At 71.6% G+C, this 25,146-nt stretch carries 23 protein-coding genes; 21 read left to right on the top strand and 2 right to left on the bottom strand.

Annotated features, from left to right (window positions below):
- Positions 1-37: 37 nt before the first annotated feature.
- The 8 genes from DB033_RS20115 (at position 38) to DB033_RS20075 (ending at position 8,191) form a co-directional block, all read left to right on the top strand.
- Positions 38-1,018, top strand: coding sequence for a zinc-dependent alcohol dehydrogenase (locus tag DB033_RS20115; RefSeq protein ID WP_111768735.1), 981 nt, complete (start codon positions 38-40; stop codon positions 1,016-1,018).
- Positions 1,015-2,085, top strand: a complete 1,071-nt coding sequence (locus DB033_RS20110) for a zinc-dependent alcohol dehydrogenase (protein ID WP_111768734.1) — start codon at positions 1,015-1,017, stop codon at positions 2,083-2,085. Before DB033_RS20115 ends, DB033_RS20110 begins: the two co-directional genes overlap by 4 nt.
- A 206-nt stretch (positions 2,086-2,291) precedes the next feature.
- The gene (locus tag DB033_RS20100; RefSeq protein WP_111768733.1) at positions 2,292-3,446 is read left to right on the top strand and encodes a zinc-binding dehydrogenase; all 1,155 of its coding nucleotides are present in this window, start codon (positions 2,292-2,294) and stop codon (positions 3,444-3,446) included.
- The gene (locus DB033_RS20095) at positions 3,443-4,351 is read left to right on the top strand and encodes an NAD(P)-dependent oxidoreductase (protein WP_111768732.1); all 909 of its coding nucleotides are present in this window, start codon (positions 3,443-3,445) and stop codon (positions 4,349-4,351) included. The genes DB033_RS20100 and DB033_RS20095 overlap by 4 nt, the downstream gene beginning before the upstream one ends.
- A gap of 110 nt (positions 4,352-4,461) precedes the next feature.
- Positions 4,462-5,259: an SDR family NAD(P)-dependent oxidoreductase gene (locus DB033_RS20090; protein ID WP_157970827.1), complete on the top strand. Its 798-nt coding sequence runs from the start codon at positions 4,462-4,464 to the stop codon at positions 5,257-5,259.
- 34 nt (positions 5,260-5,293) lie between these two features.
- A complete protein-coding gene (locus DB033_RS20085) occupies positions 5,294-6,133 on the top strand; it encodes an SDR family NAD(P)-dependent oxidoreductase (protein ID WP_111768730.1) in 840 nt (279 codons plus the stop codon).
- Positions 6,130-7,071, top strand: a complete 942-nt coding sequence (locus DB033_RS20080; protein WP_205844062.1) for a sugar phosphate isomerase/epimerase family protein — start codon at positions 6,130-6,132, stop codon at positions 7,069-7,071. The genes DB033_RS20085 and DB033_RS20080 overlap by 4 nt, the downstream gene beginning before the upstream one ends.
- Before the next feature lie 118 nt (positions 7,072-7,189).
- Complete coding sequence (locus DB033_RS20075) at positions 7,190-8,191, top strand: LacI family DNA-binding transcriptional regulator (RefSeq protein WP_170315608.1); 1,002 nt, start codon at positions 7,190-7,192, stop codon at positions 8,189-8,191.
- Positions 8,192-8,231: 40 nt separating this feature from the next.
- On the opposite strand, the gene DB033_RS20070 is transcribed toward DB033_RS20075, so the two are convergent.
- Positions 8,232-8,879 carry a TetR/AcrR family transcriptional regulator gene (locus DB033_RS20070; RefSeq protein ID WP_111768728.1) on the bottom strand — a complete coding sequence of 216 codons (648 nt, stop codon included), beginning with the start codon at positions 8,877-8,879 and terminating at the stop codon, positions 8,232-8,234.
- A 327-nt stretch (positions 8,880-9,206) separates the two neighbouring features.
- Between DB033_RS20070 and trxA the strand changes: the two genes are divergently transcribed.
- From trxA to DB033_RS20035, 7 genes are all read left to right on the top strand, one after another.
- A complete protein-coding gene (gene trxA, locus DB033_RS20065; RefSeq protein WP_111768727.1) occupies positions 9,207-9,527 on the top strand; it encodes a thioredoxin in 321 nt (106 codons plus the stop codon).
- Between the two features lie 48 nt (positions 9,528-9,575).
- The gene (locus DB033_RS20060) at positions 9,576-10,076 is read left to right on the top strand and encodes a carboxymuconolactone decarboxylase family protein (protein ID WP_111768726.1); all 501 of its coding nucleotides are present in this window, start codon (positions 9,576-9,578) and stop codon (positions 10,074-10,076) included.
- Between the two features lie 154 nt (positions 10,077-10,230).
- Positions 10,231-11,451, top strand: a complete 1,221-nt coding sequence (locus tag DB033_RS20055; RefSeq protein ID WP_111768725.1) for a sugar ABC transporter substrate-binding protein — start codon at positions 10,231-10,233, stop codon at positions 11,449-11,451.
- Positions 11,432-12,244 carry an ATP-binding cassette domain-containing protein gene (locus DB033_RS20050; RefSeq protein ID WP_111768724.1) on the top strand — a complete coding sequence of 271 codons (813 nt, stop codon included), beginning with the start codon at positions 11,432-11,434 and terminating at the stop codon, positions 12,242-12,244. The genes DB033_RS20055 and DB033_RS20050 overlap by 20 nt, the downstream gene beginning before the upstream one ends.
- The gene (locus DB033_RS20045) at positions 12,241-13,440 is read left to right on the top strand and encodes an ABC transporter permease subunit (protein WP_111768723.1); all 1,200 of its coding nucleotides are present in this window, start codon (positions 12,241-12,243) and stop codon (positions 13,438-13,440) included. The genes DB033_RS20050 and DB033_RS20045 overlap by 4 nt, the downstream gene beginning before the upstream one ends.
- A complete protein-coding gene (locus tag DB033_RS20040; RefSeq protein ID WP_157970826.1) occupies positions 13,437-13,847 on the top strand; it encodes a hypothetical protein in 411 nt (136 codons plus the stop codon). Before DB033_RS20045 ends, DB033_RS20040 begins: the two co-directional genes overlap by 4 nt.
- Positions 13,844-14,557 (top strand): SDR family NAD(P)-dependent oxidoreductase, encoded by a 714-nt coding sequence (locus DB033_RS20035; RefSeq protein ID WP_111768721.1) that lies wholly within the window; start codon positions 13,844-13,846, stop codon positions 14,555-14,557. Before DB033_RS20040 ends, DB033_RS20035 begins: the two co-directional genes overlap by 4 nt.
- Positions 14,558-14,711: 154 nt before the next feature.
- Here DB033_RS20035 and DB033_RS20030 read toward each other — a convergent pair whose 3' ends face one another.
- Entirely contained in the window at positions 14,712-15,212 is a 501-nt protein-coding gene (locus DB033_RS20030) for a VOC family protein (protein ID WP_111768720.1), read from the bottom strand.
- A gap of 146 nt (positions 15,213-15,358) precedes the next feature.
- Here DB033_RS20030 and DB033_RS20025 point away from each other — a divergent pair, with 146 nt between their 5' ends.
- From DB033_RS20025 to DB033_RS20000, 6 genes are all read left to right on the top strand, one after another.
- Positions 15,359-17,545, top strand: a complete 2,187-nt coding sequence (locus tag DB033_RS20025) for an alpha-ketoacid dehydrogenase subunit alpha/beta (RefSeq protein ID WP_111768719.1) — start codon at positions 15,359-15,361, stop codon at positions 17,543-17,545.
- Positions 17,545-19,086 carry a 2-oxo acid dehydrogenase subunit E2 gene (locus DB033_RS20020; protein ID WP_111768718.1) on the top strand — a complete coding sequence of 514 codons (1,542 nt, stop codon included), beginning with the start codon at positions 17,545-17,547 and terminating at the stop codon, positions 19,084-19,086. The genes DB033_RS20025 and DB033_RS20020 overlap by 1 nt, the downstream gene beginning before the upstream one ends.
- Before the next feature lie 75 nt (positions 19,087-19,161).
- On the top strand, positions 19,162-19,926 hold the full coding sequence (locus DB033_RS20015; protein ID WP_111768717.1) for an SDR family NAD(P)-dependent oxidoreductase: 765 nt from the start codon (positions 19,162-19,164) through the stop codon (positions 19,924-19,926).
- 309 nt (positions 19,927-20,235) lie between these two features.
- Positions 20,236-21,276 carry an ABC transporter permease gene (locus DB033_RS20010; protein ID WP_111768716.1) on the top strand — a complete coding sequence of 347 codons (1,041 nt, stop codon included), beginning with the start codon at positions 20,236-20,238 and terminating at the stop codon, positions 21,274-21,276.
- Positions 21,277-21,356: 80 nt separating this feature from the next.
- Entirely contained in the window at positions 21,357-22,463 is a 1,107-nt protein-coding gene (locus tag DB033_RS20005; RefSeq protein ID WP_111768715.1) for a substrate-binding domain-containing protein, read from the top strand.
- An 81-nt stretch (positions 22,464-22,544) separates the two neighbouring features.
- Positions 22,545-25,130 (top strand): ATP-binding cassette domain-containing protein, encoded by a 2,586-nt coding sequence (locus DB033_RS20000; RefSeq protein ID WP_205844061.1) that lies wholly within the window; start codon positions 22,545-22,547, stop codon positions 25,128-25,130.
- Positions 25,131-25,146 lie beyond the last annotated feature (16 nt).

Raw genomic sequence — 25,146 nt, 5'->3', positions numbered from 1 at the left:
CGCATTCCACCGCACCTGCAGGAAGAGAGTTGAACCCATGAAGGCCACCACCATCGTGCAGCCCGACGAGCTGGCGCTGCTCGACGTCGACGTCCCCGCGTTCGGGCCGGACGAGATCCTCATCCGCTCGCGGGCGGTCGGCATCTGCCACTCCGACTTCGACCTGCTGGCCGGGAAGTACATCATCCCGATCGGCTTCCCGATCGTCCCCGGCCACGAATGGGCGGGCGAGGTCGCCGAGGTCGGCGCCAACGTCACCGGCTGGTCCGTCGGCGACCGGGTGGTGGGGGAGTGCGTCATCGGTGCCGACCACTTCGGCTTCTCCATCAGCGGGGCGGCGGCGGAGTTCTTCGTCGTCCGGCCGGAGTGGCTGCACCGCATCCCCGACGAGCTGACCTTCGCGCAGGCCGCGCTGGTCGAGCCGTTCAGCTGCGCCTACTACGCGGCGCGCCGGGCCGGCGACGTGGACGGATCCGACACCGCGGTCGTCTTCGGCGCCGGTCCCATCGGCCTCAGCGCGGTGGCCGCCCTGCGGGCGCTCGGCGCCACCGTCATCATCGCCGATCCGCAACCCGAGCGACGGGCGCTCGCGCGGCGCCTCGGCGCGGACGAGGAGGCCGACCCGACGGACGCCGACTTCGAGGACCGCATCGCCGCCCTCACCGACGGGGCGGGGCCCTCGGTGATCCTGGAGGCGTCCGGCCGGCCGTCGGCGATGGCGTCCGCGCTGCGGATCGCCGGCTTCGAGGCCCGGCTGGTCAACATCGGCATCAACGTGGGCGGGACCGCGCCCGCCGAGCTCGGCCTCATCCAGGCGAAGGCCCTGCAGATCCGCGGCAGCATCGGCTCGCCCGGAGTGTGGCCGCAGACGCTGAAGTTCCTGGCCCGCAACAAGATCGACCTGACGCCGATGATCACCGCCACGTTCCCGCTGGACGACGCGCTCAGCGCCTACGGCGCCGCCCGCGACACCGCCACCAACGTCAAGGTGCACATCAGCAACGGGGACGGCGCGTGAGAGCCGCCGTCCTGCACGCCCCCGGCGATCTGCGCGTCGAGGACCGCCCGGCGGCAGCCGCTCCCCGACCGGGACAGGTCCGGCTGCGGGTGGTCCGAGCCGGCCTCTGCGGCACCGACGCCAGCGAGTTCGACCACGGCCCGGTACTCACCCCGCTGACCACCGCCCACCCGGTGACCGGCGTGCAGGGGCCCATCGCGTTGGGTCACGAGTTCATCGGCGAGGTGCTCGATCTCGGTGACGGCGTCGAGGGCCTCGCCGTGGGCGACCGGGTCGCCGCCGGGGCCGGGGTCTGGTGCGGTGACTGCCGGTGGTGCGCCGACGGACGGTTCAACCTGTGCCGGCGGTACTTCACCTACGGTCTCAACCTCGACGGCGGACTCACCGAGGCGATCACCGTGGAAGCGCGGATGCTGGTACCGGTGCCGGCTGGGATCGACGACGACAACGCCGCGCTCGCACAGCCCCTCGCCGTCGGGCTGCACGCGGTGAACCGCTCCGGGGTCCGCCCGGGAGACGTCGCCGTGGTCCTCGGGGCCGGGGCGATCGGCAGCTTCATCCTCGCGGGTGTCGCCGAGATCGGTTGTCGCGTGGTCATCGCCGCCGATGTCGACCCGGAGCGCCTGACCACGGCCACCGCGCTGGGCGCCGACCGGCCGGTGAACCTGCGGGAGGAGTCGCTGGCCGACGTCGTCGCCGAGGTCACCGGCGGGGACGGCGCCGACGTGGTGTTCGAGGCCAGCGGGGTCAAGGGCAACCCGCAGCTGGCCCAGCAGCTGCTGCGTCGGGGCGGCCGGCTGCAGCTGGTCGGCCTGCACCCGGGCGGCACCGAGCTCAACCTGCTGGACCTGTCCGTCCGCGAGATCGACATCTCCACCTCGCTGGCGCACGTCTGCCCGGTCGACCTGCCGGCGGCGCTGGAGATCCTGCGCAAACGGGACCTCTCCGCGTTGCTGGTCGAGCGGGTGGTGCCTCTGGACCGCATCGTCGAGGACGCGTTCGGGCCGCTGGCCGCCCGCACGGCCCGCGGCAAGTTCCTCGTCGATCCGACGCCGGCCACCGCCTGAGACCGGCGGCGCGGGCGCCGCGCTGTCCGGACGGGCTCCCGCCCTCCCCGGGACCCGAGCCGGCGCCCGCCGCCGCCCCCACCCACGGAGCGCCCCGCCGCCCCCCACCGACCGAGTGCCCCGCCGCCACCACGCGCGGAGCGCCCCGCCGCCCCCACCCGCGGAGCGCCCGCCCCGCCCCCACCCCTGAGAGGAGTGAGCACGCGATGAGAGCAGCGCGTTTCCACACCGCCCACGACATCCGCATCGAGGACGTCCCGGAGCCCGCGATCTCGGCGCCGGACGAACTCCTGCTCGAGGTCGCGCTGTGCGGCATCTGCGGGACCGACCTGCACGAGTACACCGCGGGGCCGATCGTCACGCCGGTCGACCCGCATCCGCTGACCGGCGCGACCCTCCCGCAGATCCTCGGCCACGAGTTCTCCGCCCGGGTGCGCGAGGTGGGGCCGGCCGTACGTGGGGCGCGGGTGGGAGACCGCGTCTCGGTGATGCCCGCGATCGTCTGCGGGCACTGCTGGGCCTGCCGGCACGGGAAGGCCAACCTCTGCAGCAACTTCGCGGCCACCGGACTCAGCGCCGCCACCGGCGGTCTGGCGCCCTGGGCCGTGGTCAAGGACTACCAGGTCGCCGTCCTGCCGGCGGAGCTGACCGACGAGGACGGGGCGCTGGTCGAGCCGGCCGCGGTGGCCGGATACGGCCTGGAGCGGGCCCGGGTCGAGGGTGGCGACACCGTGCTGGTCACCGGCGCCGGACCGGTGGGTGCGCTCAGCGCCCTCTACGCCGACGCGGTGGGGGCCGGTCTCGTCATCATCGTGGAACCGAACCCACGGCGGGCGGCGCGGGCCCGGGCGCTGGACGTCGGTCCCGTGCTCGACCCGTCCGAGGACCTCGACGAGGCCATCGCCGAGCTCACCGCAGGGGTGGGCGTCGACGTGGTGGCCGAGTGTTCGGGCACCTCGGCCGGTCTCGGGCTGGCCGTGCGCACCACCCGCCCGGCCGGCCGCATCGTGCAGACCGGTCTGCACACCCGGCCGGCCACCCTGGACGCGATGCTGCTGGCCCAGAAGGACCTCGACCTGTACGGCAGCTGGTGCTTCCGCACCACCGACTGGCCCCGCATCATCCGCATGATCGCCCGTGGCAGCTACCCGGTGCGCAAGGTCCTCACCTCCGTCGTCGCACTCGACGACGTCGTGACGCAGGGCTTCGACGCTCTCGTCGACCCGGCCGGTGACCAGCTCAAGGTCCTGGTGCGACCGGGGGACGGGGCACCCGAGAGACTGTCGGAGGCGGCGTCCGCCCGGCCGCCGGCCGGTGGGGCGCCGGCCGGGACGGCCGTCGAGGAGAGGACATCGGTATGACCACCATCGGTTTCGTGGGGCTGGGCAGCATGGGTTCGGCCATGGTCGGGCGGCTGCTCGACGAGGGCTTCGACGTCGTGGTGTGGAACCGCTCCCGGGACGCTGTCCCGCCGCTGGTCGAGCGGGGCGCGCGGGCGGCCGCCGACGTCGGCGAGGTGCTGGCGACCGGCCGGGTGCTGTCGGTCCTGGCGCACGACGCCGCGTTCCGGGCCGTGTTCACCCCCGAGGTGCTGGCCGCCGCCCCGGCGGGGTGCGTGCACGCCAACATGGCCACCGTCAGCGTCGCCGCGGCCGGTGAGTTCGCCGCCGCGCACGCCGCCGCCGGCGTCGGGTACGTCGCCGCCCCGGTGATCGGCCGACCGCCGGTCGCCGCGGCCGGCAAGCTCAACATCGTGGTGGCCGGTGCCGACGACGCCCGGTCGTCCCTGGAGGACGCGCTGGAGGCACTCGCCGGCCGGGTCTGGCCCATGGGCAGCGACCCGAGCGCGGCCAACACCGCCAAGATCGGCGTCAACTACCTGATCATCCATGCGCTGCAGGCGATGGCCGAGTCGCTGACGCTGGTCGAGCGGTCCGGGATCGACCCGTCCGCCTTCGTCGAGCTCGCCAACAACTCGCTGTTCCCCGGACCCGTGTACGGCGGGTACGGCGCCGCGATCGCCGAGAGCCGTTACCTTCCGGCCGGATTCACCACCACACTGGGACTGAAGGACCTGGGCCTGGCCCGGCAGGCCGCAGCCGCGGTGGACGTGGAGCTGCCCACCGCCGGGGTGCTCGACGAGGTCTTCACCGAGGCCGTCGCCGCCGGTGCCGATCTGGACTGGGCGGCCGTCGCCGAGGTCACCCGGCGCCGGGCGGCCGGCGCCGCCACGGAGGCCACCACCCAGCAGGGCAGCAAGCCGTGACGGTGGATCGGACACGGTGACCACCGGGCGCGGCACCGGGTCCGGCCGGGCCCGGGCCACCGGGCCACCCGCGGTCGCCGACCGGCGACCCATGGATGAGGAGGTATGAGATGGATCTGGGCCTGACGGGCAAGACCGCCTACGTGACCGGCAGCGCGACCGGCATCGGCCGTGACGTGGTCCGGTTGCTGGCCGCCGAAGGGGTCCGGGTGTTCGCCGTCGACCACGACGGCGCCGCCCTCGACGAGTACATCACCGGTGAGAACCTCAGCACGGTGACGCCTTTCGTCCAGGACCTGGCCACCCTGGAGGGCTGCCGGACCGCGGCGGCCGCCGGCGTGGACGCTCTCGGCGCCGCCCCCGACATCCTCGTCAACAACGTCGGGGCCGGTCGGATGCTGCCGTTCGAAGCCATCGACGACGAGATGTGGCACCGGACCTTCGACCTCAACCTGTTCGCGATGATCCGGACCTGCCGCGAGCTGCTGCCGCTGATGCAGGAGCACGGTGGCGGCGCCGTGGTGAACGTGGCGTCCGACCTCGCCCGGCAGCCCGAACCGGTCATCGTCGACTACGCGGCGAGCAAGGCCGCGATGCTCAACGTCGCGCAGTCGCTCGCGCTGTCCCAGGGCCCGGCGATCCGGGTCAACTCGGTCTGCCCGGGACCGATCTGGACGCCGTTCTGGTGGAAGCCGGGCGGGTTCCTCGGGACCATCGAGGAGTCCTACGGCAAGACCGGCCAGGACGCGGTCGACCAGCTGGTGGCCGACCGGGCGATCCCGCTGGGCCGCATTGGGCAACCCGACGAGGTGGCCCGGGCCATCGTCTTCCTGGCGTCCCCCGCGGCGTCCTTCATCACCGGCACCGCCCTCGGCGTCGACGGCGGCACCGTCCGCGCCGCCGGTTGAGCACCCCATCCCCGAGTCCGACAAGGGAGTCCTTATGAGCACCATCTCCACCACCCCCACCACGCGCAGCCTGCCCGGCCAGCTTCCCGAGCTGGTGGTCGTCACCGGCACCGGCGGCGGTCTGGGGGCCGTCCTCGCCGAGAAGCTGCTGGCCGCCGGGTGTGGCGTTCTCGGCGTGGACCTGGCTTCCGCCCCGCCGGCGCTGGCCGGGTACGAGGGCTACACCCACGTCGCGGGATCCGTGACCGACGAACAACTCTGGGCCGGCGTCACCGCCTCCCTGCCGGCCGGCGGGTCGCTGGGTCTGGTCACCAACGCAGCCATCCTGCACGTCGGCGACATCCTCACCCAGCCGATGGACCAGGTCCGCCAGACCCTGGACGTCAACATCATCGGCACCGTGATGGCCATGCGCGCGGTGATCCCCGCGATGGTGGCCCGGGGTGGCGGGTCCGTGGTGTCGGTGGCCAGCATCGACGCGCACTTCGCCGAACAGCAGCTGGCCGCCTACTGCGCCAGCAAGTCCGCGGTGCTGCAACTCGCCCGCACGGTCGCCCTCGACCAGGCCCGGGCCGGGGTCAACGTCAACGTGGTGTGCCCCGGGCCGATGCGCGCCGGGTTGTTCGAGCGCCACCTGGCCTCGGCCGACGACTCGGACGCGTTCCTGCACACCCGCGAGCAGCGGCAGCCCTTCGGCGAGATCCTCGACCCGGCCCAGGTGGCCGACGGGATCCTGTTCCTGCTGTCCGACGCCGCCCGCGGGATGACCGGCGCCAGCGTGATGATCGACGGCGGGCTCACCACCGGCTTCGACTTCCGGACCGGCGCCGAGGGCACCTCGGTCCGGGTGCCGGCGGCCTCCGGCCGGTCGTGACCGGGCCGGTCGCGGGGGAGGCCCTGCCGCCCGGTGCGATCGACCGCCGGTTGGTCGCCAGCTGCTGGACGTGGGCCGGTAACGCGAGGCCGGCCTGGCCGGACGAGCGCAGCCCCCACGACCTGGCCACCCGGCTCGCGGCCATCACCGGAACCGGTTTCCACGGCGTCGGTCTCGTCCACGCCGACCTCGTCGAGATCCGGCGGACGGTCGGCCTGGCCACCGCCCGCCGGATGATCGACGACGCCGGGCTGGCCTACGTCGAGGTCGAGTTCCTGTCGGACTGGTGGACCACCGGCGAGCGGCGACGGGCCAGCGACCGGGTACGCCACGAGCTGTTCGAGGCCGCCACCGCGCTCGGCGCCCGCACCGTCAAGGTGGCCGGCGAACTCGACCACCTGCGGGTCGGTGAACCGGTGCCACGGGACGCGATGGTGACGGCGTTCGCGGCACTCGCCGCCGACGCGGCCGGCCACGGCCTGCGGGTCGCGCTCGAGCCGTTGCCGATGTCGGACGTGCGCACGCTGGCCGACGGCGTCGACATCGTGACCGGGGCGGCACATCCCGCCGGCGGACTGACCGTCGACGTCTGGCACGTGGCGCGCGGTGGCACCTCCTACGAGGAGGTCCGCCGACTTCCGATCGGGTCGGTGTTCGTGGTCGAACTCGACGACGCGAGTGCCCAGGTCGTCGGTTCACTGTGGGACGACACCCTCGACCGGCGGCTGCTGCCGGGCCACGGCGATCTGGCGGTGGACGCGTTCGTCCGGGCCCTGCACGACGCCGGTTGGCGTGGACCGTGGGGTGTGGAGATGATCTCGGCCGACTTCCGGGCGCTCCCGCTGCCGGTCGCACTCGCGGCCGTCCGGGAGAGCACCCTGGCGGTCATCGACGCGGCGGAGTCCGCATCGGCGGCCGGTTCACGGACCGCCCACTAGGCTCCACCTGGGCGGACAGCTCCCGTCGACGACCGGGGCGACGAAGGGCCGCCGGGTCTGCCGGGGGGCGACGATGGCGAGAGCGGGGCGAGCGGTGGGTGAGGCGACGCTGCGGGACGTGGCCAGGTTGGCGCAGGTCCATCCGGGCACGGTGTCGCGCGCGCTCGACCCGGAACGGGCCGAACTGGTCAACGAGGCGACCCGCGAGCGGGTGCTCGCTGCGGCGGTCGAGCTCGGCTACCGCGGCAACGCCGTCGCGCGCAGCCTGCGGACGGGGCGTAGCGGCATCATCGGCGTGGTCGCCGCCGACCTCGGCAACCCCTACCTGCCACCCATCCTGCGGGGCATCGAGGCCGTCGTCGGCGAGGCCGGGTTCACCGTGCTCATCGCCGAGACCCACGACGCACCGGGCCGTCTCAAGGCCATCACCGACCACCTGGTGACGCGGCGGGTCGACGCGGTGATCCTGGCCGCCGCCCATCTGGACGACACCGCCCTGATCGACTCCATCGACCGGTCGATGCCGGTGGTACTGGCGGTGCGCGGGCTCGCCGACGACGGCCATTTCGCCGTCCTGCACGACGATGTCGTGGGGGCGCGCCTGGCCACCGAGCACCTGGTCCAGCTCGGGCACCCCAGGTTGGCGCAGTTGTGCGGCCCGGGGAACGTGCTGTCCTTCGTGGTGCGCCGGCGGTCCTACCGCGAGGTCGTGGCGGCCCGGGGGGTCGTCGACGTCAGTCCGGACGACGAGGCCTCCGCGCCGACCATCGAGGAGGGCCGGCGACTGGCCGGGGCGGTGCTGGACCGACCGGCCGGTGGGCGGCCGACGGCGATCTTCGCCCACAACGACATGATGGCCGTGGGCGCGCTCAGTGCCCTGGCCGAACGGGGACTGCGCTGCCCGGAGGACGTGTCGGTCGTCGGCTACAACGACTCCCCGCTGACCGCTCATCTGGCGCCGCCGTTGACCACCGTGCGCCTGCAGAGCGGTGAACTCGGCCGTCGCGCAGCCGGTCTCGCGTTGTCCCGCATCACCGGTGAGGCCCCGGCCGCCGTCACCGTGCGCCTCGACCCGGAGCTGATCCTGCGGCAGTCGACGCAGGAGTACGGCGGCACCTGATCACGTCCCCGGCCCGGTCCGCGGTCGGCCCGTCCGGGAGTCAGTGGCGGGCGACGCCCGCGGCGAGACCGGCCGCCAGCACGGCCCGCCAGGCTTCGAGGAACACCTCGCCGATGTCCTCGCCGTCGTCGAGATCCGAAGCGACGGCGGCGCCGGTCCGCAGCATGAGCAACTGCCGGGCGAGCCGGCGCGGCTGCGGATGCCCCAGCTGGTGCAGCGCCTCGGACGTGACGTCCATCAGCCAACCACGCTGCAGCACGGTGACCGCGCGGGCCGGGTGCGCCGCGTCGGCGTACTCCGCGGCGGCGTTGACGAACTCGCACCCGCGGAAGCCGGCCCCCGAACGGTCGTCCACGAGGGTCTCCGCGATCGCGTCCAGGGTCCTCCGGGGGTCGGCGTCCACCGCCCCGTGAACGGCGGCGATGCGGTCGCGCATCCGGTCGCCGCGAGCCCGCAGATAGGCCTCGATCAGCGCGTCCTTGGACGGGAAGTGGCGGTAGAACGTCACTCTGGTGACACCGGCCTCGGTCAGGACCCGCTCCACCCCGACCGCGTGGATGCCCTCGTCGTAGAACAACCGCCCGGCGGTCGACAGGATCCGCTCCCGCGCCGCCGACGGCCGGCGCTGCGGCGACGGAGGTGCCGCGGATGCCGGCCGCGCCAACCGCTCGAACAAGGTCGTGGTCATCTGTTGCCTTCCCGCCCCGGTCTGGTTACGGTAACAGCACGTCGGTAGAACGGTCTTTCCACCTTTGGTTTCCGCCGCCTCAGGTCGGTCGATATTCGGTCGATCTTCGGTCGATCTTCGGTCGGTCGCCCTCCGGTCGATCCGCCGCCGGCGGCCCCGACCGGTGCCTGTTGTCGCAGGTCGACGGCCTTGTCATCGGCACCCCGGCCGACGAGCGGTACGTGTCTCCGGTCCACCGCACCACGAAGGCAGCCCCGGACGGGTCTTGGACCGGCGGTTCCGGCAATCGAATGCACCTCGACGTTCCGCCCCGACACAGGAGTCGACATGGCCGCTCTGCCGTCCCTCACCGCCGCCGCGTTCGACGACCACATCGCCGGCGACGACCCCGTGCTGGTCGACTTCTGGGCGCCCTGGTGCGGCTCCTGCCGCCTGCTGACGCCGACCGTCGAACGGCTCGCCGGCGAGCTCGCCGGCCGGGCGCGCGTCGTGACCGTCGATGTGGACGCCGCCCCCGAGCTGGCGGCCCGGCGCCACGTGATGAGCGTGCCGACGCTCGTGCTGTACCGCGCGGGGGCTGAGGTCACCCGGATCGCCGGCGTGAAGAGCAGGGCCACTCTGCTCGCGACCCTCGAAGCCCATCTCTGACGCACCTCCCGCCCGCTGTCCTCCCGAATCCCGACGAAAGGTCCTGTCATGGCCCGCATCCCGTCCGCATCCCCTGCTGAGCTCCCCGCCGACGTGGCCCCCCTGGCCGGCGATCCCTTCTACGGCATCCTCGCGCGCCGACCGGAGATCCTCCGCGAGTGGAGCAAGCTCGACACGGCGTTCTTCGGGGCCTCGTCCACGGTCGACAACCGCATCAAGGAGGAGGCGCGGCGAACCCTGGCCCAGGGTGTCGGCTGCCGGTTCTGCGCCTCCCTGGGCACGCCGCGCGACGAACACCCGGACGCCCGGGAAGCCCTCGCGGTCGCGTTCGCCGAGCTCGTCGCGACCGACCACCACCAGATCGACGATTCGACGTTCGCGGTCCTGCGGGAGGAGTTCTCCGACGAGGAGATCGTCGAGCTGGTGTCGTGGATCTGCTTCAAGCTCGGCTCCAACATCTTCGGTGCGCTGATGAAGCTGGCCCCCGCCACCCCGGCCGAGGTCGACGGGTACGCCGCTTTCGTCGCCGGCGACCTGGCCACCCACTGATCACGCTGTCGCCGGACCACCGGCGGTGCGCGTCGGCTCGGAGTATTCGTTCGCTGGAGGTTGACACGCGTTCATCGTGACTGTTGAGTAGGGACATTCCCAGGAACGTCCGCCGGGCACAGAGCTGTGCCGCGGGCCCTGCAAAGGAGTCTCGATGAAGAGCACCTTCCCGACCCGTCTCGCAGTCGCCGGATGTGCGGTCCTGCTGACCGCCGCGTGCACCACCAACCCCCAGACCGGCGGCGAGGCCGCGTCCAGCACGCCCGCCGTGTCGGCGAGCAGCGCTGCGACGAGCGCCGCCTCCTCGGCTCCCCCGTCCGGCACGTCAGCCTCGTCGGTCTCCGGCACGGAGGCGACATCCGTTGCACCGGGAACGGTCTCGGAGGTGACGGGATCGGTGGCCTTCCTGCTGCCCAACACCACGACGACGCGGTTCATCCAGCACGACTCGCCGGCGTTCGTGGCCGCGATGGGCGAGCTGGCCCCGGGCGTGACGGTCGACGTGCTCAACGCCGAAGGCAAGTCCGACCAGCAGCTCAGCCAGGCCGAGAGCGCCATCAACTCCGGTGCCAAGGCCCTCGTGCTGGTGGCCGCCGATCCGAGCCTGTCGGGTGCCGTGCTGCAGAAGGCCGCCGAGGCGAACATCCCGGTCATCGGGTACGAGCACGAGGCGCTCGACGGTCCGTTGTACGCCCAGGTCATCTTCGACCCCAAGAAGGTCGGCGAGGCGCAGGGCCAGTACTTCGCCGACAATCTGCCGGCCGGCAAGGACGGCATGGTGACCATCAGCCGGGTGTACGGCAACAACGGCGACAACTACACCATCCAGGACCAGGCCGGGCAGAACGAGAAGATCCAGCCGCTCATCGATTCCGGCAAGGTCGCGGTGGCCTGCGAGGACTACGCCGCCGGCTGGGACCCGGCCGCGGCGCAGCAGCTCGTCGAGCAGTGCCTGACCCGTACCCAGAACCAGATCGACGCTGTGCTGGCCATGAACGACGGCACCGCCAGCGGCGCCATCGCGGCACTCCAGGGTCAGGGCCTCGCGGGCCAGATCCCGGTGTACGGCGGTCAGGACGCGAATCTCGACGCCCTGAAGTTCATCCTGCAGGGACAGCAGACCGACACCGTGTTCAAGGACTACGCCCTCGAGGGTGCCACCGCCGCTCAGGTCGTGGTGGCCGCGCTCGAGGGCCGGGAGCCGCCGTCGTCGGTGATCAACGCGACCTTCGACAACAAGGCCGTGCAGGCCCCGGCGGCCTACCTGGACGTGCAGAGCATCGATGCGGCCAACATGCAGGTCGTCATCGACGCCGGCCTCTACACCAAGGACGAGATCTGCGACGGGATCGGCGATGTCGCCTTCTGCGGCTGAGTTCCCCACGGCGGCGGCCGCGACCACGGTCGGGCAGCCCATCCTCACCGGACGCGGGCTGTCCAAGAGCTTCGGCGGCGTCCACGCGCTGAGCGGGGTCGACCTCGACCTGCACCCCGGCCGGGTCACCGCCCTGGTCGGCGACAACGGTGCCGGCAAGTCGACGCTGACCAAGATGCTGTCCGGGATCTACAGCGTCGACGAGGGCACCATCACCATCCGCGGACAGCAGCGGCGGCTCCTCGGGCCCGACGACGCCTCGTCCGCCGGGATCCAGACCGTGTACCAGGACCTCGCACTGTGCGACAACCTCAACACCGTCCAGAACCTCTTCCTGGGGCGGGAGGTCGTCGGCTCGCGGATCACCGGCCGCCGGCTGCAGTGGTCGGAGATGGAACACCGCGCCACCCAGGTGCTGGGGGAGCTCGGGGTCAAGATCCGCTCGCTGGTCACCCCCGTGGGTCAGCTGTCCGGTGGCCAGCGGCAGGGCATCGCGATCTGCCGCAGCGTGCTCACCGATCCGGCCGTCGTCCTGCTGGACGAGCCCACCGCCGCCCTGGGCGTCGCCCAGAAGGAACAGGTGCTGCACCTGCTGGCCCGGCTGCGTGACCAGGGCCGGGCGGTCATGGTCATCTCGCACGACCTGCACGACGTCCAGCAGATCGCCGACACCGTCGTCGTGCTGCGGCTCGGCCGCAAGGTCGCCGAGCTGCGGCGCGGCGAGTTCGACTCCTCCGACATCGTCGACGCCATCACCGGCGCCTCGACCCCGCGCACGGGAGCATCCACATGACCGTCACGGCACCCTCCCCGCCCAAGGCCGCCGCCCCGGCCCGGGAAGGCATGCTGGCCCTGATGTCCGGCCGGCTCCGCCTCATCCCGGTGCTGCTGTCGCTGGTTCTGGTGTGGCTGGTCTTCTGGTCACAGCAGCCGCTGTTCCTGTCCGCCCGGAACCTGTCCAACCTGACGCTGCAGACCGTGGTGACGGCGACGCTGGCCCTGGGGCTCGTCCTCATCCTGCTCGTCGCCGAGATCGACCTGTCCGTCGCCGCTCTCAGCGGCGCAGCCGCCGCCATCGCCGGCCGGCTGGCGGTCACCGAAGGGTGGAACCCCTGGCTCGCCTGCGCCATCGCACTGGCCTTCGGTGTCATCTGGGGACTGCTGCAGGCGGTGCTCGTCCTGTACGGCGGCCCGTCGTTCATCGTGACCCTCGCCGGCTCGCTGGTACTGCAGGGACTGCTGCTGTGGTTACTGCCCTCCGCGGGCCAGATCAGCCTGGCCAACAGTGATCTGAAGTTCATCGTCGGTGCCTACCTGACGCCCGCGGCGGGCTGGATCCTCGGTCTGCTCGGTCTCGTCGGCTACGCCGCGAACTGCTACGCGCAGTACCGCGGCCGCCGGCGGGTGGGACTCGGCGCCGATCCGGTGCGCAATCTCGCGCTGCCGATCGGGGTCACCGCGGTGGCCATCGTGGCGGTCGTCTGGGTGCTCAACAGCTACCGCGGCATCCCGATCGTGGTGGCGTTGCTGGTCGGGCTGTTGGCGTTCCTGTCCTACGTCGCCTCGCAGACCCGCTTCGGCATCCGGTTGTACGCCGTCGGCGGCAACCGTGAGGCGGCCCGCCGGGCCGGGATCCCGGTGCGTCGGACGCTGGTCTGGTCGTTCGCGCTCGCCGGGCTGTTCGCCGCCCTCGCCGGGCTGTTCGCCGCGTCCCGCCTGCTCGGCGTCTCGAACCAGTCCGGTGGCGGCAGTCTGCTGCTGGAGGCCATCGCCGCGGCGGTGATCGGCGGCACCAGCCTCTTCGGCGGCCGCGGTGTCGTCTGGTCGGCGCTGCTCGGCGCCCTGGTCATCGGCAGCATCTCCAACGGGATGGATCTGCTGGGTCTGCCCACCGAGGTGAAGCTGGCCGCGCAGGGAACCATCCTCGTGGTCGCCACCCTGACCGACGTGGTCATCAGCCGCGGCTCGTTGAAGTGGCCGCGGGCATGACCGCCGCGCCCTGGACGGTGACCACGACGCACGGCCGCCCCGTGGCCGTCACCGTCACCCTGCGACCGTCGGCCGCGCCGGCGGACCGGGACGCCCTGCTGTCCGCGGGCATCGTCGACCTGGTCGCCGCGATGGTGGCCGCCGCCACCGGGACCGACCCGGTGGTGGTCGACCTCCGTTGCCTCGAGGGCGGTGACGCCCGGGCCGTGGAGGCGTACGTCGCCGCGGCCCGCGGTCTCGTGCAGTCGTTCGTGCTCGAACGGTCGGCCCCGAGCGGCCCGGTGAACCTGGTGGTCAGTGCCGCCGACCAGGACGCCGACCGCCACGCGACGCTGTCGTACCTCGGCTCATCGGACGGTGGATTCTCCTGGGGAGCCTGCTACGACCTGCGGGAGGACGCCTCATGACCACTCTGGTGACCGGCGCCGCCGGTGGCATCGGCTCGGCGATGGCCGAAGCTCTGGAGGCGGCCGGCCACCGCGTGCTCCGGCACGACCTGCGGCCGTCCCGCAATGGCGGTGCGATGGACCTCCTGGGTGATCTGAACGACGCCGCGGTGTGCGCGGACGTGCAGGCGCTCGTCGACGCGGAGCGGATCGACCTCGTCGTGGCCGCCCACGGCATCGCGGGAGCGGAGGCGCTCGCCACCATCGCCCCGTCGACCACCGAGCGCATCATGGGCGCCAACACGCTCAGCGTCTTCCGGCTCTACGACGCGGTCGCACCGGGGCTCGCCCGCCGCGACGGCACCTTCATCGCCGTGGCCAGCCAGGCGGGTCTCGTGGGGGAGGCGAACAACGGCGTCTACTGCGCGTCCAAGTTCGCGTTGATCGGCTGGCTGCGGGGGATCGACCGGACCCGGACCGCGGCCGATCCCCGGATCCGGATGATCTGTCCCGGCGCCACCGACACTCCCCTGTTGCAGCAGGCGTTCCAGGGCATGGCCGACAGCGCCGGGGTGACGTACGAGGAGATCCTCGACGGCCGGCAGCGGCAGATCCCGGCGGGCCGGCTGGGCCGCACCACCGACCTCGCCGCGGCCACCGTCTGGCTGGCGACGCTGCGCGCGCCGCGGTCGCTGGTCGCCGCCGTCACCGGTGGCGAGGTCCTGTACTGACGCACGGTGGCGCGGCCGGGCGCCGGTCGGCGGGGTGGCTCTTCCGCCTCCGCATTCCGCTCCCGCTGCCGTGATGTCGGCAGCGGGAACGGAAACCGGCAGCGGCAGCGGGTCCGCAGCGGATGCAGCCGCCGAACCGCTCAGCGCCGGCCGCTCAGCCGCCGTCGCGGTCGAACGCCTTGCCGTGCGGGTAGCTGACCAGCTCGAACTGCATGCCCCAGGGGCTGAGGAAGTAGATCCAGCGCTGCCCCTCGGACGGTCCACGGCTCGCGGTCGGCTCGCCGAGCACCGTGACCCCGGGCTGCTGCCGCAGGTAGTCCACCGCCACGTCCAGATCGTCGACGTACAGCGCGACGTGGTGACCACCGACGTCGCTGTTGCGCGGCGGGGTGCTGACCTGATCGGCGGCGTCGTACTCGAAGACCTCGAACACCGCCTGTCCGCCGCAGCGGAAGAAGTGCAGTTGCCGCATCACGGTGCGCGGGTCGACGTTCAGGTGCGTCCGCATCCAGTCGGTGTCGTCGTGTCGGAACGGGCCGAGGCTGTACATGTACTCGCAGCCCAGCACCTCCACCAGGAACGTCCGCGCCTGCTCGAGATCGGGCACGGTGAAACCGATGTGGTCCAGCCGACGCATACCGGGCAGTCCGGCCATCGGGACCTCCTCCGTTCGTCCGGGCGGCTCCGTCGCCGCCTGCCGAGTGCGGCGCCCCTGTTCAGTGAGTGTTCACTGGCACTGGACGCTCGGGCCAGGCTATGAGAAACTGTGCAGCAGAGCAACCGATTGCAGGGAGTGACTCAATGACTGAGCACCGGCATCTCGAGCCCAGCGCGCCCTGGGTCGAGGTCCTCACCACCGAACGTGATTGGGATGCGGCTGATCCTGATCTGTTGTTGCCCATGTTGAGTCAGATGGTGTTGATCCGCACCTTCGAGGAGTACGTGCTGGAGTTGGCGGCGGCGGGTCTGATCCACGGGCCGGCGCATTCGAGCATCGGGCAGGAGGGTGGTGCGGTCGGGTCGGTGTTGGCGTTGACGGACGCGGACACGGTGAACGGTTCGCACCGCGGTCATCACCAGTTCCTGGCGAAGGTCCTGCATTTCGTGGCGCCGAAGGGCATCGACCCGCGTGACGAGGTGGATGAGGACGTGCGGGCGGTGTTGTTGCGGACGTTGGGGGAGATCTGCGGTCTGGACCGGGGGTTCAGTCACGGCCGTGGTGGTTCGATGCATCTGCAGTGGAAGGCCGCGGGGGCGATCGGCACGAACGCGATCGTGGGTGGTGGGGTGCCGTTGGCGGCGGGTTCGGCGTGGGCGCACCGCTTCGCCGGTACGGACGCGGTGGCGGTGACGTATTTCGGGGATGGTGCGTCCAACATCGGATCGACCCTGGAGACGTTGAATCTGGCGGCGGCGTGGGACCTGCCGTTGTGTTTCTTCATCGAGAACAACGGCTACGCCGTGTCCACCCACGTCGAGGAAGCCACCAAGGAACCCAGGTTGTCCGCCCGCGGGCCGGGCTTCGGGATCGCCTCGTGGAAGGTCGACGGGATGGATCCGTTGGCGGTGTACCTGGCGATGGGTGAGGCGGTCGCGCACATGCGCGCCGGGAACGGCCCGGCCGTGGTCGAGGCCGACGTGTACCGCTATTTCCACCAGAACGGGCCGTTCCCCGGCTCGGCGTTCGGCTACCGCAGCAAGGACGAGGAGAAGGCGTGGCGGCAGCGGGACCCGATCGCGTTGGTCGCCGGGCACCTCGTGCGCCGCAACCTTTTGACGCAGCAGGAGGTCGAGGAGCTGACGCGGCGGTCGAAGGCGTTGATGGCCGAGATCGGCGGGCAGCTGTTGGAGCCGTTGCCCGGCGGGAAGCCCGGTCAGCGGCAGATCCGGCCCGGCGAGTGGCCGGACCCGTCGTGGGTGGACACCGGGATCCGCGGTGACCTGACCGAACTGGAAGGTTCCCGCTACGTCGAACCCGAAGACTTCCAGGGTGAGGTGGCGGACGCGAAGTTCGTGGATGTGATCGCCCGCGTCCTGGGTCGCCGGATGGACACCGACCCGGGGGTGCTGGTCCTGGGGGAGGACGTGCACCGGCTCAGTGGTGGGACGAACGGGGCGACGAAGGGGTTGAAGGACCGGTTCCCGGACCGGATCCTGGGGACCCCGATCGCGGAGAACGCGTTCGCCGGGCTGGCCGGGGGGATCGCGCTGGATGGGCGGTTCCGGCCGGTGGTGGAGTTCATGTACGCCGATTTCATGTGGGTGGCGGCGGATCAGTTGTTCAACCAGATCGGCAAGGCCCGGCACATGTTCGGTGGGGACGACGCGGTGCCGTTGGTGCTGCGTTCCAAGGTGGCGATGGGTACCGGTTACGGGTCGCAGCACTCGATGGACCCGGCCGGCATCTTCGCCACCGCCCCGGGGTGGCGGATCGTGGCGCCGTCGACCCCGTACGACTACATCGGGCTGATGAACACCGCCCTGGCCTGTGAGGACCCGGTGGTGGTGCTGGAACACGTGGACCTGTACGCCTCCACCGGGCCGGCGCCGGTCGACGACACCGGGCTGGACTTCTGCCTGCCGGTGGGGAAAGCCGCGGTCCGGCGGGAGGGCACCGAGGTCACGGTGATCACGTATCTGGCGATGACGAACTATGTGCTGGCCGCGGTCGAGGAGGTCGGCGAGGTGGACGCGGAGGTCATCGATCTGCGGTGGCTGGACCGGGCGTCGATCGACTGGGACACCATCGAGGCCAGTGTGCGCAAGACGAACCGGGTGGTGATCGCCGAGCAGGGCGCGGTCGGCACGTCGTACGGCGGGTGGTTGGCCGATGAGATCGGGCGTCGGTTCTTCGACTGGTTGGACGCGCCGATCGAGCGGGTCACCGGTGGGGTCGCTTCGCCGAGTATCAGCAAGGTGTTGGAACGGGCGGCGATCGCCAAGGACGCGGAGATGGTCGTGGCGTTGCGGAATCTGGGGGGCATCTGATGGCGTCGTTGTTGCGGATGCCGGAGATCGCGGCGGCGATGACCGAGGCGGTCATCCAGGAATGGAAAGTCGCCGAGAACACCCGGTTCGCCGCCGGTGACACCCTGGCCGAGATCGAGACCGACAAAGCCGTCATCGATTTCGAGGCCGACACCGACGGGATCGTGCTGCGGCTCCTCGCCGAAGCCGGTGTCACGATCGACGTCGGCGCACCGATCGCGGTCATCGGCGGCGCCGACGAAGCCGGCGCCGACGTCGACGCCCTGCTGGTCTCCCTTGGCGTCACCGAAAGCACCGCCGACACCGATACCACCGCCGAGAGCACCACCGCCGACGCCACCGCCACCGCCGACGCCACCGCCGCTGCGGCGGCGAACCTGGGCGGCAGCGGCGGTGAGGTGCCGCCGGACGACACCGTGGTGTCAGTCGGTGCCGACGAGCCGGTCGCATCCGATGCCGCGACGGCGGGGTCCGATGCCGCGCCGGCGACCATGACCACCCCACCCCTGACCACCGCAGCCTCGTCGCCTGCCGGAAACGCGGGCAACGGCGGTCACGGGTCCCGGGTGTTCGCCAGCCCGTTGGCCCGGCGGATGGCCCGGGAAGCCGACCTCGACCTCGCGTCGGTGCACGGCACCGGCCCGGGCGGGCGCATCGTGCGCTCCGACATCGACGCCGCGCTGCACCGCCGCACCGAAACACCCGCAGCCGTCCCCGCCCCCGCCGCCCCCGCCCCCGCCGCAGCCGCCCCCGCCCCCGCCGCAGCCGCCGCGGCCCCGGCCGCCGCAGCAGCCGCGCCGGCCTCTGCCGTCGCGGATTCCGCCGCCCCGACCGCCGCCGCGGCGGGCCCGTGGACCGACGAACCGCACACCCGGCTCCGCCGTGCCGTCGCGGCACGACTGACCCAGAGCAAGCAGCAGGTCCCGCACTTCTACCTCCGCCGCACCGCCCGCATCGACGCGCTCCTCGCGTTGCGGACCCAACTCAACGCCGCCGCCACCACCCGCATCTCCGTCAACGACCTCGTCGTCAAAGCCGCCGTCCTCGCCCACCGCCGGGTCCCGGCCATGAACGTCATCTGGACCGACGACGCCCTGCGCCGCTACGACGACATCGACGTCTCCGTCGCCATCGCCGGCGAAAAAGGCCTCGTCACCCCCGTCATCCGCGCCGCCCAACGACTCTCCATCAGCGAACTGTCCACCACCGTCAAGGACTTCGTCGCCCGCGCCGGCACCGGCAAACTCAAACAACACGAACTCGAGGGCGGCACCCTCTCCGTCACCAACCTCGGCATGTACGGCATCGACGACTTCGGCGCCATCATCAACCCACCCCAATCAGCCATCCTCGCCGTCGGCGCCGGCCGACGCACCCCCGCCATCGACACCCACCCCGACGGCACCGAAACCCTCACCATCGCCACCACCCTCCAACTCACCCTCTCCGTCGACCACCGCGCCGTCGACGGAGCCCTCGCCGCCGAGTGGTTCACCGCCCTCATCACCACCCTCGAGAACCCCCTGCAGATCCTGCTCTGACCTGCGCCGCGCGGCGGGAGCGGAACACCCGTGACGGGTCCCGCCGGCCGCGCAGCCCGACCGAAAGGACCGTCCATGGAGGAGTTCGCAGGCAAGGTCGCCGTCGTGACCGGTGGTGCCGGCGGGATCGGCAGCGCGACCGCCACCCTGCTGGCGCAGCGCGGGGCGACCGTCGTGGTGGCCGATCTCGATCCGGAGGCCGGCGAGCGGATGGCCGCGGAGCTGACGGCGACGACACCGGGGACCGCGGAGTACCGGCATCTCGACGTCACCGACGGCCGCGAGATCGGCTCCCTCGCCGACACTCTGGTCTCCGCCCACGGTCGTGTCGACTGGCTGTTCAACAACGCCGGGATCGTCGAGAACAGCCCGACCCTGGAGCTGTCGCAGACGGTGTGGGACCGCACCATCGCGGTCAACCTGACCGGTGCCTTCCTGTGCGCGCGGGAGTTCGGCCGGGTGATGGCCGCCGCCGGCGGCGGCGTCATCGTCAACGTCTCGTCCATCGCCGGTCTCAAGGTCGTGCACCCGGAGATCCATGTCGCCTACGACGTCTCCAAGGCCGGGGTGGCCCAGCTGACCCGCACCCTGGCGGTCGAATGGGCACCGCTGAACATCCGGGTCAATGCGGTCGCCCCCGGGTACACCCGGACCCCGATCCTGGATGCGGTGGGCCGCACCGATCCGGCCATCGTCGCGGACTGGGTCGGTCAGACGCCGCAACAGCGGTTGATGGAGCCCGCGGACATCGCCGCCGTCGTCTGCTTCCTGTTCTCCGACGCCGCCTCGGCTCTGGCGGGCCATGTGCTCGCTGCCGACGGCGGTTACATGGTGTACTGACGCACCGTTCACAGCGGCAGGAGTGACCTGCACATCGCCGTCGGCGCCCGCGGTGGCCGTTCCGCCGACCGGGTGGGGGTTCGCCGGTCGGCCGTGGCGACGGCGCCTTGGTCGTGTCGGGCCGTCATCATCCGGACGTACGGACCCCGGCGGCCGCGCGGAAGATTCACCGAACTGAGACCGTCGCAGCGGTTGTGAACGCCGTCACCTCATGTGTACAGTCTCACTCAACACTTGTGAACACGCCGCGCACAGCGTGCGGTGTCACCTCCGAAATCTCCTCTTCAACGACGATGTGCGGGAGACAGCATGACGGACGCCACGTCCACGGACCGGCTGCGGCCGGCCGTCGCCAGAGGATCCCGGTTCGCCACCGCCAAAGGCGCCATCACGATCGTCGTCTCGACCGTGGTCCTGTTCATCGTCAGTGCGATCGTCGCGCCGTCCAGCGTCTCGGGTGGCGTGATCGCCAGCATGCTGCCGTTCGCGGCGGTCCTGGCGATCGCGGGTCTCGGCCAGATGCTCGTCGTGCAGCAGGGCGGCATCGACCTGTCCGTTCCGGGCGCGATGTCGCTGGCCATCGTGGTGGTCAGTCACTACCCGAACGGTGACGACAGCCGCGTCCTGACAGCGGTTCTCATCGCCGTGGCCTACGCCGTCGCGGCCGGGGCGCTGAACGGCCTGCTGGTGGGTTGGCTGGGTCTGAACTCCATCATCGCCACCCTGGGGACCAACGCCCTGCTGTTCGGGGCGGTGCTCGGCATCTCCAACGGCATCCCCCGCAGCACCACCCGGTTGCTCAGCGACGTGGCCGCCGGCCGCACCCTCGGCATCCCGCACGCCGCGCTGTTCGCGCTGGCCGCACTGCTGGTCGTGGCGGTGCTGACGAAGAAGACCGTCGCCGGACGCCGCTTCACCGCGATCGGCGCGAACCGGCTCGCCGCCCGCGCGGTGGGCCTGCGCGTCCGGTCGCACCACACCCTCGCGTTCATCTGGGCTCAACTGCTGTACTGCCTGGCCGGCATCCTGCTGGCCGGCATCACCGCCCAGCCGACCGCGTTCCAGGGCAACGCCTACCTGCTGCCGTCGGTGGCGGTGGTCGTCCTCGGTGGCACGTCGCTGCTCGGCGGGCGCGGCTTCCCGGTGTCGACGGTGATCGCCGCGCTGTTCCTGACCCAGCTGGACCAGTTCGTGCTCGCCCTCGGGGTGCCGTTCGCGGTCCAGACCCTGGTGCAGGCAGCCGCTCTCGCCGGTGGCGTCGCGCTGTACACGGTCAACTGGGCGGCTCTGCGAGCGCGCTTCGGCTCGCGTCCGGCGTCCGGGCCCGCAGCCACCCCGTCGTCGGCCTGATTCCGGCTTCCCTGTCCGCATCCGCCTCCCGCACATCCGCTGACGTGGCATCGACGCCGCGTCGAGACCCAAGGAGCACCATGAAACGGCACACTCTCCGGGCAGTCGCCCTCGCCACCGGTCTGGCCGCGGTCCTCGCCGGCTGCGGTTCCGGCGGCGGCGGGTCCACCGCAGCGCAGCCCTCGCAGTCGGCGTCCCCGCTGGAAGGGGCGCCGTCCTGGTGCGGCAGCAAGCAGATCACCCTCGGCCTGCTCGACGGCTTCGGTGGCAACAGCTGGCGCCTCGTCACGACCGCCTCCGGTGAGGACGAGGCGAAGAAGTGCCCGAGCGTCACCAAGTACCTCTACGCCGACGGCCAGGGCGACACCCAGAAGGCCATCTCCGACATCCAGGGCATGGTCGCCCAGGGCGTCAACGCGATGGTGGTCTTCCCGGACGCGGGCAAGGCGATCCTGCCGGCGCTGCGCAGCGCCTACAAGGCCGGTGTGGTCACCGTCCCCTACCGCAGTGACCCGGGCGGCGAGGACGGAGTCGACTACAACGCCTACGTCGGCTCCGATCCCACGGCGGACGCCACCAACTGGGCCACCTGGATCAAGGCGAACTTCCCCGACGGCGGCAACATCCTGTTCCTGTCGGGCCCTCCCGGCAACACGCAGGGCACCACCGAGCGGGCGGAGCTCGACAAGCAGCTGCCGGCCGACAAGTACCCGATCCTCGGTGAGTCGCCGTTCGAGGTGACGAACTGGGACCCGGCCAAGACGCAGCAGGTGCTGACCGCGGCGATCGCCAAGTACCCCCAGATCGACGTGATCGTCAGTGATTTCGGTCCGTCGCTGGTGGGCGCACTTCCGGAGTTCGCCAAGAGCGGCCGGTCCATCCCGGCCGTCGCGGCCTCCGACGGCAACGTGCTGTCCTGCTTCTACGAGGACAACAAGGCCGCGAATCCCGACTTCAAGCTGATGACGGTGACCACCGGCAACGACAACGTCCGCCTCGCCATCCAGTACGCCGTCGCCACCGCCACCGGCGGTGTCCCGCCGACCAACCTCACCTTCGAGGCGCCGGTGTTCGAGGACTCGGTCAGCGGCAAGCCGAACCCGGTGAAGTGCGACAAGAACCTGCCGGCCGACGTCTACCTGTCGGCCCAGCTGCCCGGCGACGCCCAGGCGGCGCTGCTCAAGTAGACCCCGCGGTCCCGGGGCGGTGACCGCCGTCCCGGGACCCGGTCCCGTCGGCCCGCGAGGGCCGCTGACGAAGGCGAAGCCGTGACCGATTCTCCTGCTCTGCACACCCCGGCCGGGCCGACCGCCGCGGCCGGGTCCAGCCCGCTCCGTGCCGCCGGGGACACCTCCGCGGCGGCCGACGGCGCCGTCGGCACGCCGACGTTGGTGATGACGGGCGTCTCCAAGTCGTTCTCCGGCGTGGCGGCGCTGACCGACGTGTCGTTGACGGTGCGGCCCGGTGAGGTGCACGCCCTGCTCGGCGAGAACGGCGCCGGCAAGTCGACGCTGATGAACATCGCCACCGGTGTGCTGCAGCCGGACACCGGCACGATCGCGGTCGGCGGCCGGGAGATCGGCTCGCTCACCCCGGCACTGGCCACCGAACTCGGTATCGCGATCGTGCACCAGCACCCGGCGGTGCTGCCCGACCTGACCGTCGAGGAGAATTTGCGGGTGGCGTTGCCGGCGTCGGTGTTCGCCGGCCGCAAGGTCGCCGACACGGCCCGGGAACTGCTCGACGGCGTCGGACTCCAGGTCCACCTGAGCGACCGCGTCGAGACGATGAGCGTCGCCCAGAAGCACCTCCTCGAGGTGGCCAAGGCGCTGGCGGTGCGGCCGGCGCTGCTGGTGCTCGACGAGCCCACCGCTCCGCTCGGTCAGGACTCGGTGGAGCTGCTCTTCGCCAAGGTGCGGTCGGCGGTCGCCGACGGCACCTCGGTCGTGTACATCACGCACCGGTTGGCGGAGGTGCGGGAGCTGGCGGATTCGGTGACCGTGCTCCGGGACGGTCGCGTCCGCGGCACCGCCGAGGTCGCGGCCATCACCGACGGCGAGCTGCTGGCGATGATCGTCGGCCGCCAGCTCGACTCGACGTTCCCCGACAAGCTCGCGCCGGCCCCCGGGGCGACGCCCAACTTCGTGCTTCAGGGCGTCACCGGCACCGGCTTCACCGACGTGTCGCTGAGCGCCACGCCGGGCCAGATCATCGGCGTGGCAGGGGTCGTCGGCAACGGCCAGTCGGATCTGCTGCGCGCCCTCGCGGGGCTCGAGTCGTTCACCGGCACCGTGCAGGTGGCCGGCAGGTCCACGTCCGGCAAGGACCTGCTGCACCGTGCGGCGTTCCTGCCCGCCGACCGGCAGCGCGACGGCGTGATGAGCACCCTGTCGGTGCGCGAGAACGCCGCCGTGGCGTCGCTGGGCCGGTACGGCCGGGGGCTGCTCAACGACGGTCGCGAGCAACGGCTGGTGGGCGAGACCCTCGACTCGCTGGCGGTCAAGGCGCCGTCGATGAGCGCGCCGGTCTCGGCGTTGTCCGGCGGTAACCAGCAGAAGGTGGTGCTGGCCCGCGCCCTGCTGTCCGAGCCGCTGCTCGTCGTCGCCGACGAGCCCACCCAGGGCGTGGACGTCGGTGCCCGTGCGGAGATCTACCGCATCCTGCGGGAGGTGTCGGCGTCCGGGATCCCGGTGGTCGTCGCGTCGTCGGACGCCAAGGAGCTCGAGGGTCTCTGCGACCAGGTCATCGTGATGTCGCGGGGGCATGTGGTCGAGACGCTGCACGGCGACGACATCACCGAGGAGCGCATCGTCCGGGCCGCGGTGGAGTCCACGACGCACATCGCGACTGCGCCGACGGTGGGGACGAAGGCGAACTCGTCGCCGTTCGCCCGCTTCCTCCGCGGCGACTACGCGCCGTCGGTGCTGCTGGTCGCGGTGATGGTCGTGCTCGGCGCCTACGTCTACAACGAGAACGCCAACTACCTCTCCGATTTCAACATCGCCTCGATCCTGACCCTGGTGACCGCACTGGGTTTCATCGCGATGGGGCAGACCATCCCGCTGCTGATCGGCGGTATCGACCTGTCGGTCGGGCCGCTCGCGGGCTTCCTGGTGGTGGTCGCCTCGTTCTGGGTGACCGACGAGTCACCGCCCGGTGAGATCGCCGTCGGTCTGGTGCTGTGCATCGTGCTGGCCGCGGTCGTGGGCCTGATCAACGGCAGCCTCATCCGGTTCGGCCGGTTCACCGCGATCGCGGCGACGCTGACCACCTACATCGCGTTGCAGGGCGTCAGCCTGCTGCTGCGGCCGACGTCGGACGGCTACATCAACGGTGACGTGGTCGCAATGATCACCCAGCAGGTCGGGCCGATCCCGGTGGCATTCCTGGTGCTGGTGGCGGCGACGATCGTGATGGAGCTGCTCCTGCGCCGGAGCCGGTGGGGTTGGCGGCTGCGGGCGGTCGGTTCGCACGAGGAGTCGGCCCGCAAGGTCGGTGTCGGCATCAACCGCACGGTGGTGCTCGCCTATCTCGCCACGTCGTTGTTCACCGCGCTGGGCGCCTTCATGCTGATGGCGCAGATCGGGGTGGGCGACCCGCTGCAGGGGGTCAGCTACACGCTGACCAGTGTGACGGCGGTGGTCCTCGGCGGGACCAGCCTGCTCGGCGGCCGGGGGACGTTCGTCGGGACGCTGCTGGGTTCGGTGCTGCTGATCCAGGTGCTGAACGCCACGACGTTCCTCGGGCTCTCGCAGATGTGGCAGTACCTGTTCCAGGGTCTGTTGATCCTGGCGGCGGCGGTGCTGTTCTCGGTGACGCGCGCGCGGCGCCGGCGGCAGCAGGCGCTGGTGTGAGGCCGGCCGCGGAGCC

The organism is Nakamurella deserti, assembly GCF_003260015.1.
GTDB lineage: Bacteria > Actinomycetota > Actinomycetes > Mycobacteriales > Nakamurellaceae > Nakamurella > Nakamurella deserti.
This window is presented reverse-complemented; position numbering and strand designations above follow the sequence as displayed.